The organism is Mycobacterium sp. 050272 (genome assembly GCF_039023525.1).
Lineage (GTDB): Bacteria > Actinomycetota > Actinomycetes > Mycobacteriales > Mycobacteriaceae > Mycobacterium.
Map to the genome: position 1 here is coordinate 1 of NZ_JBCHKV010000013.1, position 17,515 is coordinate 17,515.

At 64.9% G+C, this 17,515-nt stretch carries 10 protein-coding genes, 2 pseudogenes and 1 riboswitch; of the genes and pseudogenes, 5 read left to right on the forward strand and 7 right to left on the reverse strand.

Features of this window, described 5'->3' with window-relative positions:
- The first annotated feature begins 279 nt into the window (after nt 1-279).
- A complete protein-coding gene (locus AAHS21_RS21930) occupies nt 280-696 on the forward strand; it encodes a pyridoxamine 5'-phosphate oxidase family protein (RefSeq protein ID WP_342929663.1) in 417 nt (138 codons plus the stop codon).
- Here the strand turns inward: AAHS21_RS21930 and AAHS21_RS21935 are convergent.
- From AAHS21_RS21935 to AAHS21_RS21945, 3 genes are all read right to left on the reverse strand, one after another.
- Nucleotides 668-1,930, reverse strand: coding sequence for an MFS transporter (locus AAHS21_RS21935; protein ID WP_342929664.1), 1,263 nt, complete (start codon nt 1,928-1,930; stop codon nt 668-670). The two genes, AAHS21_RS21930 and AAHS21_RS21935, sit on opposite strands and share 29 nt — an antisense overlap.
- 214 nt (nt 1,931-2,144) lie before the next feature.
- The gene (locus AAHS21_RS21940) at nt 2,145-3,452 is read right to left on the reverse strand and encodes a PPE domain-containing protein (protein ID WP_342929665.1); all 1,308 of its coding nucleotides are present in this window, start codon (nt 3,450-3,452) and stop codon (nt 2,145-2,147) included.
- The gene (locus tag AAHS21_RS21945; RefSeq protein ID WP_342929666.1) at nt 3,452-5,227 is read right to left on the reverse strand and encodes an NAD-binding protein; all 1,776 of its coding nucleotides are present in this window, start codon (nt 5,225-5,227) and stop codon (nt 3,452-3,454) included. The genes AAHS21_RS21940 and AAHS21_RS21945 overlap by 1 nt, the downstream gene beginning before the upstream one ends.
- Before the next feature lie 477 nt (nt 5,228-5,704).
- On the opposite strand from AAHS21_RS21945, the pseudogene AAHS21_RS21950 reads away from it, so the two are divergent.
- Both AAHS21_RS21950 and AAHS21_RS21955 read left to right on the forward strand, forming a co-directional pair.
- Nucleotides 5,705-7,621, forward strand: a pseudogene (locus AAHS21_RS21950) (APC family permease); the annotation flags it as partial.
- 11 nt (nt 7,622-7,632) lie between these two features.
- Nucleotides 7,633-9,546, forward strand: a pseudogene (locus tag AAHS21_RS21955) (APC family permease); the annotation flags it as partial.
- A 14-nt stretch (nt 9,547-9,560) separates the two neighbouring features.
- Here AAHS21_RS21955 and AAHS21_RS21960 read toward each other — a convergent pair.
- Genes AAHS21_RS21960 through AAHS21_RS21970 form a run of 3 tightly spaced genes read right to left on the reverse strand, consistent with a single transcriptional unit; the run spans nt 9,561 to nt 12,772 of the window.
- On the reverse strand, nt 9,561-10,295 hold the full coding sequence (locus AAHS21_RS21960; RefSeq protein ID WP_342929667.1) for a class I SAM-dependent methyltransferase: 735 nt from the start codon (nt 10,293-10,295) through the stop codon (nt 9,561-9,563).
- Complete coding sequence (locus tag AAHS21_RS21965; protein WP_342929668.1) at nt 10,292-11,431, reverse strand: homoserine O-acetyltransferase; 1,140 nt, start codon at nt 11,429-11,431, stop codon at nt 10,292-10,294. Before AAHS21_RS21965 ends, AAHS21_RS21960 begins: the two co-directional genes overlap by 4 nt.
- Before the next feature lie 9 nt (nt 11,432-11,440).
- Nucleotides 11,441-12,772 carry a bifunctional o-acetylhomoserine/o-acetylserine sulfhydrylase gene (locus AAHS21_RS21970; RefSeq protein WP_342929669.1) on the reverse strand — a complete coding sequence of 444 codons (1,332 nt, stop codon included), beginning with the start codon at nt 12,770-12,772 and terminating at the stop codon, nt 11,441-11,443.
- A gap of 174 nt (nt 12,773-12,946) precedes the next feature.
- Nucleotides 12,947-13,068: riboswitch (SAM riboswitch) on the reverse strand.
- 126 nt (nt 13,069-13,194) lie between these two features.
- Here AAHS21_RS21970 and AAHS21_RS21975 point away from each other — a divergent pair.
- Together AAHS21_RS21975 and AAHS21_RS21980 are read left to right on the forward strand one after the other, a co-directional pair.
- Nucleotides 13,195-15,432: an NADP-dependent isocitrate dehydrogenase gene (locus AAHS21_RS21975; protein WP_342929670.1), complete on the forward strand. Its 2,238-nt coding sequence runs from the start codon at nt 13,195-13,197 to the stop codon at nt 15,430-15,432.
- A 53-nt stretch (nt 15,433-15,485) separates the two neighbouring features.
- Nucleotides 15,486-16,658: an NADP-dependent isocitrate dehydrogenase gene (locus tag AAHS21_RS21980; protein ID WP_342929797.1), complete on the forward strand. Its 1,173-nt coding sequence runs from the start codon at nt 15,486-15,488 to the stop codon at nt 16,656-16,658.
- Here the strand turns inward: AAHS21_RS21980 and AAHS21_RS21985 are convergent, their stop codons facing one another.
- Nucleotides 16,659-17,501 (reverse strand): alpha/beta hydrolase, encoded by an 843-nt coding sequence (locus AAHS21_RS21985; RefSeq protein WP_342929671.1) that lies wholly within the window; start codon nt 17,499-17,501, stop codon nt 16,659-16,661. It lies immediately after the preceding gene.
- Nucleotides 17,502-17,515: the final 14 nt, after the last annotated feature.

The window sequence follows — 17,515 nt, forward strand, 5'->3', positions numbered from 1 at the left end:
CGGCCACACCGAATGGATCCCCCCACCACATCTGGACCGCGGCCAACCCCGCACCAACACCTACCACCACCCCGAACGACTACTCCACGACGGAGGTGACGATGACGAGGCGGCGTAGCGACGGAATCTCGTGTGCACCAGACATTTTGGGCGCGACAATGGTAGTCGCCTTCGCACCCGGTGTCGCAGGTGTCGGGTCAAGGGCGGCCGTGATTGCCAATCATCCTGGCAAACTTCAGTCAGCAGCCGCGCCAAATCCTCATCGGGTTAGGCTGAGCCATGCCCGCAGACGATCCGGTGACCGTGCTCAGCGATGAAGAGAGCTGGGACTTGCTATCGAGCACGGCATTAGGCCGTTTTGTCGTCGTCACGAACGGCCGAGCCGAAATCTTTCCGATCAACTACATCACCCAGCGCCGGACCCTGGTCTTTCGAACTGCTCCGGGTACCAAGCTCTACCACGCCGTGATGAGCGACCAGGTAGCTTTCGAGGCCGACGGCTACACCGACGTCGAGGGGTGGAGCGTGATCATCCAGGGCAGGGCACACCTGCTGACCGCCGCTGACGAGATCCTCGACGCCGAGGAAGCACCGTTGATGGCGTGGCCGGCAACGGTGAAGCCCTACTTCGTCCGGCTGCTCCCGCTGGAGATCTCCGGGCGCCGGTTCAGGTTCGGCACCGCTCCGGTTCGCTAGTAGCCGTCAGCACCTCGGAGGCCATCGCCGTCGCGACATCGCGCGGGTAGGTACGCCGGGCAACCACGAGCAACAGCCCCGCGGCGACGATCGGCATGACAAGCATGATCAGAAAGGTGTCGCCCAACGCGCCGGGGGTGTCGCCCAGCGCCGCGGACACCCCGCCGAACACCACCGGCGCCAGCCCCGTAGACACCGACACCAGGGTGCTTCGCACCGCCTCCGCCGTGCCCCAGAGCCGGGAATGCACGATGTCTAGCCTCGCCGCATTCAGCGGCGGGTTCACCCCACCCATCGCGGTACCCGCGAAGAACGCGAACACCAGCGCCAACACCAGGCTGTCCGCGAGCAGCGTCGGCAGGATGAACACCGCCGCGGCGAGAAAAGCCGCCCCGCCCACCATGATCCGAGCGCTGATGTGCCCGCGATGAGTCAGCCAGTCGGCCATGCGTCCGGTGGTGAGCACCCCGGTCAGCGCACCGACCCCGAGGACGGCGATCAGCATGGTCGCCACTGACTGGCCGATCTCGAACCGGCCGCACAGCAGGGCGACACCGAACGTGCTCAAGCCGGTCGAGAAGAAGTAGCCGAACGAGGACGCCGCGATCAGAACGACATTGGTGCGCACGGAGAGCACCCAGCGCAGTTCCCGCCAGACCGAGCGGCGCGGCACATCCGTCGCGCGGTCGCCGAGGCGGCTGCCCCGCGGCGGTTCGCGCAGCAGCGTCCCCACCGCGATGCTGAGTAGCAAACCCACCGCGGCCAGCCAGCCGAAACCGAGCCGCCAGCTGAGGGCCCCGAGTTCGCCCGCGACCAGCAGCCCGATCGCCGTACACGTGCCCTCACCCGCGAGGACGAGCCCGTACACGCGACCGCGCTCGGCCGGCTTGAAGTAGTCACCGACCAGCGAGGCGACCACGGGCCCGGACACCGCGACCCCGACCCCGAGAGCCACCCGGCATGCCAGCAGCCAGCCGTAGCTGGGGCTGGCCGCGCTCAGCGCCATCGCCGCCGAGCACAGCAGCAACGCCGTCCACAGCAGGCGCACCCGCACGGTGCGGTCGGCGAGCGGCCCGGCCACCAGCGTGGCGACAGCACCGACGCCGGTCGACACCGTGACCAGCAGGCCAACCTGAATGTTGTTGATGTGCAATGATTGCGTGAGTGGGACGACCAGTGCCCCCACGGTCCCGGCATCGGCACTTTGCAGCCCGACGACCAAAGCGAGCAGCACGATTGGCTTCCATCGCGGGAGACGCTGGGAATCCGCAACTTTCGCGGTTGGATAATCCTGTACCGCGGAGGCGTACTCTGCGGCCGTCGGCACGAGCTCAAGATACCGTGCGCGACAACATGTTTAGCTCCAACTATGACGCGATTCGAAGCCCGCGCTCAACTTTAAGATGGAGTTCCACTGTTGGACGTTATCGGTCAGTGGTGAATTCACATCAGCGACCCAGCAGTCGATTCCGCTGCTCGGTGTATTCCTGGTCGGAAATCAGCCCCTCGTCGCGCAACCGGGCGAATTCGCGTATCTCGGCCGCGATTCCCGTCACCACGGTGCGCGGCTCGTCCCCGGCGGTATCGTCGTCGCTGATCCGTGGGGCCGCGGCACTGACTGCCTGGAGCCCGACCCTATCCTTGACGCGCGCACCGAAACCATCGCGGATGGCACGCCCGGCCGTGCCGGCCAGGGCCATCTCGCCGAACGAGCTACCCAAACCGGGGGTCACCGCCTGCGGTGCGAACGCGGCCGGCGTCGCCGGCAAAGCCAGCGCAGTCGGCTGCACGGCCGGCGTCGCGGAAGCCCAGGTGGGCGGCACCGAGAGCCGTCCGACCGTCTCGGCCTCGCTCAGGCCCGCCGACACCGTGGTGGAAACCGCATTCGGCATCGATACGGAGGGCGTCACGCTCTTCACCACAGCCTCCGGCGCGGTTCCCGCAGCGTCCCACCCACTGACGATGTCGTCCGTGTGTATACCAGTCTGGGCACCGATCAGGTCGATCGGAAGGGATATCGCCCCCAGCGGCGCCAGCGGCGCGTCGACGGCGTAGGCAATGGCGTCGGCACCCAGGTCGATCGCGTCCCTCGGCGTCGACAAGCCGAGCGCAGACGTCGTGGCGGTCACCACGTCGGATCCCGTCGCGCTGGTCACCACGCCCTGCGCCGAGCCGGCGGGCACCTCACCGGCCTGGGCCACCGCCTCCGCCTGGCTTGCCGTCCCGCTTGTGTTGGTGTTCTGGCGTGGCGCGGCGAACGGCGCCAGCTGTGTGGCCGTTGCCGTCGAACCGGCGTAGCCGTACATCGCCGCCGCATCCTGCGCCCACATCTCGCTGTACTGGGCTTCGGCGGCCGCGATGGCGGGCGTGTTCTGCCCCAACACGTTTGTAGCGATCAGCGACATCAGCAGGCTGCGGTTGGCGGCCACCTCTGTCGGGGGAACCGTTGCGGCGAAAGCGGACTCATACGCGGTCACGGCCGCAATGGCCTGACCGGCCGTCTGGTCGGCTTGCGAGGCGGTTTGACTCAGCCATGCCACGTACGACGCGGCGGCCGTCACCATCGTCACCGACGACGGACCCAGCCACGGTCCCGCGGCAAGCTCCGAGACCACCGACTGATAAGAGTTTGCCGACGAGTATAGCTGTGCCGCAAGCACTTCCCATGCCTGGGCGGCGGCCAGCATCGGGCCGGACCCGGGACCGCTGTACATCAGACCGGAGTTGACCTCCGGCGGAAGTGTCGCGAAATCCATTACCCGCCGGTACCGTTCGAGCGCGCGATGGAGTAGGCCTCGCCCGGGCACGGGTGAGCGGCAGGATCCGCAGATGGCTGTCCCTTGTGCAAGGTGGCCAGTAGTTCCCGGTAGGGGCCGACGAGGTAGACGGTGTCTCCGGCGCTGAGCCGGGCATCGCGGCGCGGGTGCAACTGAACCGGGGCGTCGTCGCGGGTAATCGCGATCACCCGGGTGTGGGTGGACACCTCGAACATCTGTAACCCGTCGAGTTCACTGCCGGCCTGCACATGCATGCCACCGACCAAGAAGGATCGGTTTCCGACCGAAAACGTGCCCAGCACTTGCAGACCCATCGCCGCGCCGATGAACCACGGTGCGGCCAACTCGACTGTGGAGCGCACATTCTCGAACCCGAATCGCTGTGCGACCGCGGAGCCGAGGTCGTGGTCGTAGACCCGCAGCACCACCGGGACCTCACCCCACCGGCTGTTGCCGGCCGTCGTCAGCTGGGAGCCCAGCATCTCCCGAAGCACGATTCCGGTCTCAATGTTGACCATGTCGTCACGAGTCAGTACCGCGATCGCGCGGGCAGTTTCGACTCGGGCGGCCTCCAGCGTCTGTCGCAAGGTCGCGTCCCCGAAGATCACCGGCACGTCAAGTTCGGTCATCGTCGACAGAAACGGATTGCCCTGGTCACGCTCGATGACCGCGACGTCATAGCCTTCCGCGATCAGATCGGTGACGACCCGGATGCCCAGCGCGCTCAGGCCGACGACGATGACGTGGTTGCGCAGGTGCCGTGCCCGTGGGCGTCCGGAGGACCAGACGAACCGGCGGGACAACATCACATCAGCGACGAAGGAGACCAACAGTGCGGTGGTGGTCACCCCGCCCAACATCAGCATGGCGGCATAGAACCGTAACCACGTCGGCTGTTTGGCGAAGCTGAAGTCACCGTAGCCCGTCGTGGTGATCGTCTCGTTGGTGAAGTAAAACGCGTCAACCCACGACATCCCCGGATGTGTGTAGGAGAAGTGCAGCAGTGCCGTCGAGCCGATGATCAAGACGCCCAGCGCAGCGATCACGGGGTAGAAGGCGGGATTGACGTCATTGGACAGGGTGCGCAAGGCGTAGATCATGCGGCGTAGTCGAGGCTGGCGCGAGCGCGTTCTGGTTTGACGCGGGGCCTTGATACCGCAAGCGGCCACCTCCTCGGTGGTGCCGATCATGGCCGTCCAGTCGCCTGAGTTGACCCGCATGTCACGGCCCGGGCAGACCACGACTTCACCCGGGCTGAAGGTGTTGTCGCCGTTGACAATCGCCACAGGAGCCAGGTCGCCGTAGATTTCGCGCAGGGCCGCGTCGTAGGGCGCTTCGGCGCCGAACACCACGAATTGCATTCCTGCCGCTTCGAACGGATGCGTGGTGCGGGCCAGGCACGCTTCAAGTACTGCCGGCGCCGCAAGATCCGCAACGCCCAGGATCGCGCTCAGCCCGTCATCGGCGGCGACGGCCTCGCGCAGCACGTCGTTGGCCAGTCGCGCCACGACGCGAATATCGGGATTGGCCTTGCGGGCGAGCAGGGCGATCTCGAGATTCGTGGCATCGTCGTTTCCGGCGCAGACGACCGCCGACGCATGGGCGACTCCGGCCCTGGCGAGCTCCGTCTTGACACGAGCGCCGGCGAGGTCGGAATCGAGGAGCCTGGCAACGCTTGCGCCCGCCCTTTTCAACTCCTCGATGATCGTCGTTGCCAACGCGTCATCACCGCTGACGATGACGCACTGGTGCATGAGATTGCGCCCCTTTCAGAAGATTTGGCCGATCGTAACAGCTGGTGAATCACTGTGAGCCTCAGCATAATTCACTGGAGGGTAAGCGCATCTCCGTCCGCCGAATCCAAGTTGCTTGTGCCACAACATAAGTCAGAGCAATTCTGAACCCGACCGACGGGTATGTGCCGTTGCCGGATCCGCCGACGACATGAGTGTTTGCTGGGAGTTGCCTGATTCCGTGGTGTTCTTAGCGAGCTTAAGTTGTTGCCGAATGTGGTTGAAATCGGCAGCTTTTGTGACCCAAGAGACCTGCTTTGTTACGCCGAGATGACCAACTTCGAATGTCCTGCCAATATCGCTGACAACTTGCTGTGTCTTTGCGGGATTTCCTGCTCCTCGTCGTCTGGCAGGGAAGAGACACGACACCATCGAGGCGCTACGCTTTCGGCGGGTTTCATCGGATGGGGATAAGGAATATGGCCTGTGGCAACAACTTTGGATGACAAACACAAAGCGTGGTCGTCGTTCTCCGACGTGTGCAAGCGCGGCCTGCTCGGAAAACCGTTGATCACCGACGAGCTTGCGCATGAAAGATTGTCGAATCCCGTTGCGCTGGGCGTGCTGTCGCCGGATGCGATTTCGTCGACCGCCTATGGGTCCGAACAGATTATGATCGAACTGCTACCGGCAGCGGGAATGGCCGCCTTTGCGTTGCTGCTTCCGATTACCGGCGTGATCCTGTTGATTCTGGTGCTGGTGTCCGCGTCGTATCGCCAGGTTGTCATGGTCTATACGCGATCGGGCGGATCGTATGTGGTCGCCCGCGAGAACTTCGGCCCTCGGGTGGCCCAGGTGGCGGCAGCCGCGCTGCTGATCGACTACGTCGTCACCGTCGCGGTGCAGTGTGCCGCCGGCACGGTCGCAGTGGTGTCGGCGATACCGGTTCTGGGACCCTTCAGCCTGGAGATCACGGTGGGGGTGGTCCTGTTGATGTGCTTTGCGAACCTGCGCGGGCTGCGGGAAGCCGGAGTTCGCTTCGCGGTACCGACTTACGCGTTCGTTGCCATGGTGTCGCTGATGATTGTGGCCGGAATCGTCCGTGAATTCCTGGGCAATCTCCCGATATACGATCCGCAACACATGACGGGAGTCGTCCCGGTGCATCAGGGTGGCGGGTTGATCATGGGCGCGACGGTGCTGATCGTGTTGCGCGCGTTCGCCAATGGCGGCTCGTCGCTGACGGGTGTGGAGGCGATCTCCAATACGGTCAACAGTCTGCGTAAGCCCGAAGGTGTCAATGCCCGCCGGGTGATGACGGTCATGGCATGCATACTCGGCTTTCTGCTGGCGGGTGTGGCGTGGCTGGTACACGTGACGCACGCCGCGCCATATATCGACGGCTATCCGTCGATGTTGTCCGAAATCGCCCGGGCCGTCTTCGGGGACGGCGTGATCGGTCATGTGCTGTACTTTTTGTTGCAGGCGTCGACCGCGGCGATCCTGTACACCGGTGGGAATACCAGCTTCAACGGATTCCCCGCGCTGGCAAGTTTTGTCGCCGAAGACCGCTTCATGCCCCGCCCGCTGATGAAGCGCGGACACCGGTTGGTGTTCTCCAACGGTATCCTCACCCTCACCGCACTGGCTGTGGCGTTGCTGGTCATCACCGGCGGCTCCGTCGATGCGCTGGTTCCGTTCTATGCGATCGGTGTGTTCACCGGATTCTCGATGGCCGGCTACGGCATGACCAAGCACTATCTGACTCAGCGTGGAGCAGGGTGGCGCTACAAGCTCGCCGTGAATCTGTCGGCCGGTATCTTGTCGACGATCGTCGTGTGCATCTTCGCGGTGGCCAAGTTCACCGAGGGCGCATGGCTCATCGTCGTCGTCTTTCCGCTGTTGGTGTTCGCGCTGATGCGACTCAACCAGAAGTACCGCGCCGAGGCTTCGGTGCTGGAGATGTCGCACGCCGAAAGCCCAGTGCTGCAACGCTATTCGCGACACCGGGTCCTGGTATTCGTCGATGCTGTCGATCTGGCCGAGATCGAGGCGCTGCGCTACGGCAACGGATTGCATGCCGACGAGCTGACAGCGGTGCACTTCATGCTGGACGCGTTGAGCGCCGAGCGGTTACGGCAGCGCTGGGAGCGCTTCGAGCATCACACCACGCTGCGGATGGTCGATTGTCCAGACCGTCACTTGGCCAGGGCCGCACATGAATTGGTGTTGCGAGTGCTCGACGACCATCCCGACACCAAGGTGACGGTATTGCTACCGCGCCGAACGTATTCGCCGCTGGTAGGGCGACTCCTGCACGACCGCACCGCCGACAAGATCGCCCGCGCGGTCAGCCGTATTTCCGGTGCGACGGCGCAGATCGTGCCCTATGACATCGAGTCCCGTATCGCGGAGGTGGCTCGAGCATGACGACTCCGGCCCCCGGAATACCGCTGTCGTTTTCCGATAGGTGCAAGAGGACCTTTCTCGGAAAACCTCTGACCACCGATCAGCTGGAATCGGAACGACTGTCGAATCCTGTTGCGCTTGGTGCGCTTTCACCGGACGCTATCTCGTCGACCGCGTACGGTCCCGAGCAGATCATGCTCGAACTGTTGCCGGCGGCCGGAATGGCGGCGTTCGCGTTGTTACTTCCGATCATCGGAGTCATCCTCGTCATTTTGGTGCTGGTCTCGGCGTCCTACCGCCAGGTCGTGATGACCTACGCGCGCTCCGGAGGCTCCTACACCGTCGCCCGGGAGAACTTCGGACCGCGGGTGGCTCAGGTCGCGGCGGCGGCGTTGCTGATCGACTATGTGGTTACCGTGGCGGTCCAACCCGCGGCCGCGACCGTGGCGGTCGTCTCGGCGATTCCGGCCTTGCGTCCCTATCATCTGGAAATCACGCTGGCCGCGGTGGTGCTGATCTGCCTTGTCAACCTGCGCGGGGTGCGACGGTCGGGCCGGGCGTTCGCAATGACCACCTATGCCTTTGTCGCCATGATCGCAGTGACGATCCTGACCGGCTTCATTCGTGAAACCATCTGGGGTTTACCAAAATACGACCCGCAGCACATCACCGGTGCGGTGCCAGTGCATCAGGGTGGTGGACTGGTGATGGGTGCCACGGTGCTGATCGTGTTGCGCGCGTTCGCCAACGGCGGCGCCTCGTTGACTGGTATCGAGGCGGTCTCCAACAGTGTCGACGTTTTCCAGAAACCCGAAGGCGTCAACGCCCGTCGCGTCATCACGGTGATGGCCTGCATCCTCGGCTTCTTGCTGGCGGGGGTGGCCTGGCTCGCGCACGTCACCCACGCCGTGCCGTATCTCGACGAATATCCGTCGATGTTGTCCGAGATCGCCCACGCCGTGTTCGGTAACGGCGTGCTGGGCCATGTCTTGTACTTCCTGGTGCAGGCGTCCACCGCGGCCATCCTGTTCACCGGCTGCAATACCAGCTTCAACGGCTTTCCCGCGTTGGCCAGTTTCGTGGCCGAGGACCGCTTCTTGCCCCGCCCGCTGACCAAGCGCGGTCATCGGCTGGTGTTCTCCAACGGCATCCTGCTCCTCACCGGTCTGGCGCTGACGCTGCTGGTGATCACCGAGGCCAAGGTGAGCGCACTGGTGCCGTTCTTCGCGATCGGTGTGTTCACCGGGTTTTCGATGGCCGGCTATGGCATGGCCAGACACCATCACACGCAACGCGGGCTCCGGTGGCGGGGCAAGTTCGTGGTCAATCTGTCGGCGGGGATCTTGTCGACGATCGTGGTGGCGATCTTTGCGGTGGCCAAGTTCACCGAAGGTGCCTGGCTCGTCGTGGTCGTATTCCCGGTGCTGGTGTTCACCCTGATACGGCTGAACAAAAAGTACCGTGCCGAGGCTTCCGTCCTGGAGATGTCGCACGGAGCGGACATCGAGCTGGACCGGCATCCGCAACTGCAGGTGCTGGTCTTCGTCGACTCGGTCGACCTCGCCGAGGTGGAGGCATTGCGCCTCGGTTACGGGCTGCACGCCGACGAGCTCACGGCGGTGCATTTCGTGATCGATGTCGATCATGCGATGCGGCTGCGGGAGCGCTGGGATCGCTTCGAACACGACACTTCGCTGTGGTTGATCAACTGCCCGGATCGTCATTTGAGCCGGGCGGCACACGAATTGGTTTGGCGGGTGCTCAGTGATCATCCCGGCAGCAAGGTGACGGTGCTGTTGCCGCGCCGGACCTTTTCGCCGCTGCTGGGCCGGCTGCTGCACGATCGCACCGCGGACAAGATGGCTCGCGCCGTGAGCCGCATCCGTGGGGCGACCGCGATCATCGTGCCCTATGACATCGAGTCCAGGATCAGCGCGCAGGACCGTCAGCCGGCCAGCGTCGCCCGGATGCAGACGGTGACATAAGGCATCGCCAGCCCGGTCGAATTCGCCAGTGCCGGATGCGTGGCCAGCAGCCGGCGCACCTGGTCGAGAGTCTGAGTGCGGACTTCGGTCGGCGAGGTGATGCAGTAGCTGCGCGAGGCAACCAAGTCGATCAAGGCTTGCGGTGTAAGGTAATTCGTCCACTCGACCTGATGGCGCTGACGCTCGGCAAACGGCGGGGGCAGCGTGATGTCGAAGCGACGTCCGTCGCCGTCGCTTCCGATGATCTCACCGAGCTCCCGCACCCAGCCGAGCCGCTCGTCGCGGGTGTTCCACACCAGGCCCAGCCGTCCGCCGGGACGCAGTACGCGGGCCACTTCGGGAATCGCTCGTTCCGGGTCCACCCAGTGCCACGCCTGCGCGACCAGCACGGCGTCAACGCTGTTGTCCTCCAACGGAATCTCTTCGGCGGTGCCCAGCACCGCACGAGTTTCCGGCAGCGAGGCGCTCAGCACTTCGAGCATGTCCGGAATCGGGTCCACCGCCACCACGTCCAGGCCACGTTCCACCAGCCTGGTGGTGAGCTTACCGGTGCCCGCACCCAGATCGAGCACCTGGCGCGCACCCCGCGGCAACAGCCAGTCGATCGCCTCGGGCGGATACGACGGGCGGCCACGCTCGTAGGCGGCGGCCGCTGAACCGAAGGACAGGGAGCGGTCGTGCCGCGACCGGGTCACCGCCGACACACACCTTCGTTCGCGGCCAAATCCAGTGTCTCGCGGACCAATTCGCCCACCGCCTCGGTTTCCACCAGAAAACCGTCATGCCCGCAGATCGAGTCGACGACCTGGAGGCCGCGACAGCCGGGCAGCAGATCGGCCATCTCCTGCTGCAAGCGCAGCGGATACAGCCGGTCGGAGGTGATGCCGCCGACCACGGCCGGCACCGGGCACCCGCGCAGCGCCTTGCTCACCCCGCCGCGGCCGCGACCGACGTCGTGGCTGTTGAGCGTCTCGGTCAGGATCACGTAACTGCCGGCGTCGAAACGGGCCAGGAGCTTGTCGCCCTGGTGTTCCAGGTAGCTCTGCACCGCGTAGCGCCCACCGTCGGACGGGTCCTCGTCGCTCTGGCTGTCGTTGGCGAATCTGTTGTCGAGTTCGATCTCGCCGCGGTACGTCAGATGGGCGAAGCGCCGGGCAATCGACAGTCCGGCATCCGGAGACCGGCCGGTGTCGTGGTAGTCGCCGCCTTGCCAGTTCGGGTCGGCCTTGATCGCCGCGATCTGGGTGGTCTGGGTGCCGATCTGGTCGGCGGTGGCCCGTGCCCCGACGGCCAGCAGCAGTCCGGCCCGGACCCGCGCGGGGTGGCCGACCATCCATTCCAAAGCCCTTGCGCCGCCCATGGATCCGCCAACGACAGCGGCGACCTGGTTTATTCCCAGGGCGTCGAGGGCGGCGATGTCCGCCTCGACCTGGTCGCGCACCGTGATCAGCGGGAACCGGGAACCCCATGGTTTGCCGTCTCGGGCAAGCGAACTCGGCCCGGTGGAGCCACGGCACCCACCCAGCACATTGGTCGCGACCGCGCACCAGCGGTTGGTGTCGATCGGTGCGCCCGGCCCCGCGATTCCGTCCCACCAACCGGGTGTGGGATGTCCCGGCCCGGCCGGGCCGGTGATGTGCGAATCGCCGGTGAGAGCGTGCAAAACCACCACGACGTTGTCGCGGGTCGGGGACAGCTCGCCCCAGCGCTGCACGGCGATACAGACGTTGTCGATGACAGCGCCGCTTTCCGTGGTCAGTGAGCCGATGTCGACCAGGCCGACCTCGCCTTCGGCGGGCAGCGTTTGGGTGGGGACGTCGGAGATCGTCATGTCAGGTCCCTAGAAAGCCGCCACGGACTGTGGGTCAGAACTGTTTGGGACGGCGGCGAATCCGAGCTCCAGGTCAGCCAGGATGTCGTCGATGTTCTCGATGCCGACGGCGAGCCGCACCAGTCCCGGCGTGACGCCGGTGCTCAGCTGTTCGGCGGGGCTCAGCTGGGCGTGGGTGGTAGACGCCGGGTGGATCACCAGCGAGCGCACGTCGCCGATGTTGGCGACGTGGCTGTGCAGTTGCAGCGCGTTCACGAACGCCTTGCCCGCCTCGACACCGCCGGCCAGCTCGAACGCCAGCACCGCACCGGTTCCCTTGGGCGCCAGCTTCTTCGCCCGCTCATGCCACGGTGAGCTGGGCAGCCCCGCGTAGTTGACCGAGACCACACCGTCGTGCCCCTCCAGGAACTCCGCGACCCGTTGCGCGTTGGCGACGTGGCGCTCGATGCGCAGGCTCAGCGTCTCGAGACCCTGGGCCACCAGGAACGCGTTGAACGGCGACGCCGCGGACCCCAGGTCGCGCAGCAATTGCACGCGCGCCTTCAGCGCGAACGCGGGCGGTCCGAGCTCGGCGAACACCACGCCGTGGTAGCTCGGGTCGGGTGTGGTGAACCCGGGAAAGCGGCCCTGCGTCCAGTCGAAGGTGCCGCCGTCGACGATGACCCCGGCGATCGCGGAGCCGTGCCCGCCCAGGTACTTGGTCGCGGAGTGCACCACGATGTCGGCGCCGTGGACGAACGGCTGGATCAGGTACGGCGTGGCGATCGTGTTGTCGACGATCAGCGGTACGCCATTGGCGTGGGCCACCCCGGCGACACCGGGGATGTCCAGGATGTCGATCTGCGGGTTGGAGATCGTCTCGGCGAAGAAGGCCTTGGTGTTGGGCCGCACCGCCGCCTGCCATGAATCCAGGTCGTCGGGATCCTCGACGAAGGTGACCTCGATGCCGAGCTTGGGCAGCGAGTAGTGGAACAAGTTGTACGTGCCGCCGTAGAGGCGAGGGCTGGACACGATGTGATCGCCGGCACATGCGAGGTTCAATATGGCGAATGTCTCAGCGGCCTGGCCCGAGGACAGAAACAGTGCGGCGACGCCGCCCTCGAGTGCGGCGATCCGCTGCTCGACGACATCGGTGGTCGGGTTGCCGATCCGGGTGTAGATGTTGCCGGGAACCTCGAGCCCGAACAGGGCGGCGGCGTGGCTGGTGTCGTCGAAGACGTACGAGGTGGTCTGGTAGATCGGCAGGGCGCGTGCGTTGGTGGCCGGGTCCGGCTGCTGGCCGGCGTGCACCTGCTTGGTTTCGAACGACCACTGCGCGGTCGGATCGGTGTCGGCGCTCATGAGCGGGGCTTTCTGCTGGAAGGGGACGTGTCGAGGTGCTGGTAGCCGCCCGGGACGCCTGCATCGAAGACGTCGGCCGGGGGCCGGTGGTTCAGCGCCGGCACGCGATGAGACGCGGATGAGGTGGGTGACTGCACATCACGTTCCCTGTCTACTCAGGGGCCCGTCATGGCGGACCCGCGCTTGCCGGATAGCCGGTGCTGTGGCTACTCAACCTGGTCATCACCCGGGGCACCCCACCGCGGTTGGAGGGTTGCCGGCCAGCAAGCCGGGGCTTGATGCTGGCGCTCATGACCAATACGGAGACTATCTTACTGAGCCGACTGGATGCCAATGGCAGGTCGACACCTGGTCAAACCCCCTTGATAACGTGGCAAGGACAACGCTGAGCCCCCCAAAATCTGATCGGGAGAGGGACGTCCGTGAGCGCCGATAAGCCGACCGTCATCTACACGCTGACCGATGAGGCGCCGTTGCTGGCGACCTACGCGTTCCTGCCGATCGTGCGGGCCTTCGCCGAGCCGGCCGGCATCCAGATCAAGACCAGCGACATCTCGGTGGCCGCCCGGATCCTCGCCGAGTTCCCCGAACACCTGACCGAAGAGCAGCGGGTGCCGGACAACCTGGCCGAACTGGGCCGGCTGACCAAGCTGGCCGACACCAACATCATCAAGTTGCCGAACATCAGCGCGTCGGTGCCTCAGCTGGTTGCCGCGATCAAGGAGCTGCAAGGCAAGGGCTACAAGATTCCCGACTTCCCGCAGACCCCGAAGACCGACGAAGACTCCGAAATTCGCGAGCGCTATTCGAAATGCCTTGGCAGCGCGGTTAACCCGGTGCTGCGTCAAGGGAACTCGGACCGTCGCGCGCCGAACGCGGTCAAGGAGTATGCGCGCAAGCACCCGCACAGCATGGGTGAGTGGTCCCAGGCATCACGCACCCACGTCGCGACGATGAAGCACGGCGACTTCTATCACGGCGAGAAGTCGATGACGCTGGACCGCGGGCGCAGCGTGAAGATGGAGCTGGAGACCAAGGGCGGCAAGAAGATCGTGCTCAAGCCCACGGTGTCGCTGCGCGACGGCGACATCATCGACAGCATGTTCATGAGCAAAAAAGCGCTCTGCGAGTTCTACGAGGAGCAGATGGAGGACGCGCGCAAGACCGGCGTGATGTTCTCGCTGCACGTGAAGGCGACGATGATGAAGGTATCCCACCCCATCGTCTTCGGGCACGCCGTCAAGGTCTTCTACAAGGACGCATTCGCCAAACATCAGGCGCTGTTCGATGAACTCGGCGTCAACGTCAACAACGGATTGGTCGACCTGTACGACAAGATCGAGTCGCTGCCGGCCTCGCAGCACGACGAGATCATCCGTGACCTGCACGCCTGCCACGAGCACCGTCCCGAACTGGCCATGGTCGATTCGGCCAAGGGCATCAGCAACTTTCACTCGCCCAGCGATGTGATCGTGGATGCGTCGATGCCGGCGATGATCCGCGCCGGCGGCAAGATGTACGGGGCGGACGGACGGCAGAAGGACACCAAGGCCGTCAACCCGGAGTCCACCTTCGCCCGGATCTACCAGGAGATCATCAACTTCTGTAAGACCCACGGCCAGTTCGACCCGACCACGATGGGCACCGTTCCCAACGTCGGACTGATGGCCCAGCAGGCCGAAGAGTACGGCTCGCATGACAAGACGTTCGAGATCCCCGAGGACGGCGTCGCCAACATCGTCGACCTCGACACCGGGGACGTGCTGCTGACGCAGAACGTGGAAGCCGGCGATATCTGGCGCATGCCGATCGTTCGCGACGAGCCGATCCGCGACTGGGTCAAGCTGGCCGTCAACCGGGCGCGCAATTCGGGCATGCCGGTGGTGTTCTGGCTGGACCAGGAGCGTCCGCACGAGAACGAACTACGCAAAAAGGTCAACACCTACCTGGCCGAGCTCGACACCGAGGGCCTCGACATCCAGATCATGTCGCAGGAACGCGCCATGCGGCACACCATCGAACGCGCCATGCGCGGACAGGACACCATCGCCGCGACCGGAAACATCCTGCGGGACTACCTGACCGACCTGTTCCCGATCCTGGAGCTGGGCACCAGCGCCAAGATGCTGTCCATCGTGCCGTTGATGGCCGGCGGCGGGATGTACGAAACGGGAGCCGGTGGTTCGGCGCCCAAGCACGTGCACCAGCTTGTCGAGGAGAACCATCTGCGCTGGGACTCCCTCGGTGAATTCCTGGCTCTCGGAGCGTGTTTCGAGGACATCGGGATCAAGACCGACAACGCACGCGCCAAGATTCTGGCCAAGACGCTCGACGCCGCCATCGGCAAGTTGTTGGACAACAACAAGAGTCCGTCACGCAAGACCGGTGAACTCGACAACCGGGGCAGCCAGTTCTATCTGGCGATGTACTGGGCTTGCGAACTCGCCGCGCAAACCGACGACGAAGAGCTGCGTGAGCACTTCGCCCCGCTGGCCGACTCGTTGAGCGAGAACGAGGAATCCATCGTGGCCGAAATGGCAAAGGTGCAAGGCGAACCGGTCGAAATCGGCGGTTACTACCAGCCCGACAGCGAGAAGACGACCGCCGTGATGCGGCCGAGCAAGACGTTCAATGAAGCGATAGCGGCTTCGCAGGGCTGACCGTGCCCAAGATCAAAGTCAAGGGCCCCGTCGTCGAGCTCGACGGTGACGAGATGACCCGCGTCATCTGGAAGATGATCAAGGACATGCTGATCCTTCCGTACCTTGACATCAACTTGGATTACTACGACCTGGGCATCGAGCATCGAGACCGCACCGACGACCAGGTGACGATCGACGCGGCGTATGCCATCAAGAAGCACGGGGTGGGTGTCAAGTGCGCCACGATCACCCCCGACGAGGCGCGCGTCCGGGAGTTCAACCTCAAGAAGATGTGGCTTTCGCCGAACGGGACGATTCGCAACATACTGGGCGGCACCATCTTCCGCGAACCGATCGTGATCTCGAACGTGCCTCGCCTGGTGCCGGGCTGGACCAAGCCGATCGTCATCGGCCGTCATGCATTCGGCGACCAGTACCGGTCGACAAATTTCAAGGTCGACAAACCCGGCACTGTCGCAATAACTTTCACGCCCGCTGACGGTGGCGAGCCGGTTGTGCACGAGATGGTGGACATCCCCGAGCACGGTGGCGTCGTGATGGGGATGTACAACTTCCGCGACTCCATCCGCGACTTCGCCCGGGCGTCATTCGCTTACGGGCTCAACGCCAAATGGCCGGTGTACCTGTCGACGAAGAACACCATCCTCAAGGCCTACGACGGCATGTTCAAAGACGAGTTCCAGCGCATCTACGACGAGGAATTCAAGGCGCAGTTCGAAGCCGAGGGGCTGACCTACGAGCACCGGCTGATCGACGACATGGTGGCCGCCTGCCTGAAGTGGGACGGCGGTTACGTCTGGGCCTGCAAGAACTATGACGGCGACGTCCAGTCCGACACCGTCGCACAGGGTTACGGCTCACTGGGGCTGATGACCTCGGTGCTGATGACAGCCGACGGCAAGACCGTCGAGGCCGAGGCCGCGCACGGCACCGTCACCCGGCACTACCGGCAGTATCAGGCCGGCAAGCCGACGTCGACCAACCCGATCGCCTCGATCTTCGCCTGGACGCGGGGACTGCAGCACCGCGGCAAGCTGGACAACACGCCTGCCGTGGTCGATTTCGCCCAGCAGCTGGAATCCGTCGTCATCGCCACTGTCGAGAGCGGCAAGATGACCAAGGACCTCGCCATCCTGATCGGACCCGATCAGAAGTGGCAGCAGAGCGAGGAGTTCCTCGCCTCGATCGCCGAGAACCTGGACAAGGCGCTGGCGCGGGCCTGACTAGCCGGTGGATTGCTGCGGGCGCGAGTCCGCCCGGCTGCACTCGTCGAGGAAGCCGGTGATCACCTCGGTGACGCGTTCGGGCGCCTCGAACATCGGGACATGTCCGACGCCGTCGAGCTTGGTGACCCGGTGGCCCTCCGGCAGGTGCTTGGTGAAATGCCGGCTGAACCGGGGTGCCGGGATGACCCGGTCCTTCTCGCAGACCACCAGGTGGGCGGGCACGGCGTTGAGCGCGAGCTCACGCAAGCCGTGCAGCAGCAACGCCTTGCCCAGCAGCTGCAGGTAGGCCGGGCAGTGCGCGACGTCGTCGATGATGCCGCTGAGTTTGTGCTCGCTGACCCCGTCCGGCGAGGCGCTGAGCGCGTAGGTGGACAGCTGCCGGCTGAACGGCAGCGCTAGCACGCGCGTCCCGAACAGCCAGGCGAGCACCAGCAGCGGGATACCCAGCACGAACTTGCCGATGACCTCGAACTTTGCCGGGCTCCACCGCGTCCAGCCACCGGCCGGCGCAATGCCGGTGACGCTGCGGGCCCGGCCGCGCCGCTCGAGCTCGAACGCGACCCAGCCGCCCAGCGAGTTGCCCACGATGTGCGCGGTTTCCCAGCCCAGTTCGTCCATTTGCCGCTCGACGTGGTCGGCGAGCACTCCCGAACTGAGAAACCAGGTCCCGGCCGACGGTCCACCGTTGTGACCTGCCATGGTCGGGGCGAATACCTCGTAACGCCCGGTGTCCGCCAGCTGCTGCGCGACGTCCTCCCAGACCATCTGGGAAAGCAGGAACGGGTGCAGCAGCAGGACAGGCTCTCCGGAACCCAGGTGGATCGGCTCGCGCGTCGTCATGCAGCCGACATTAA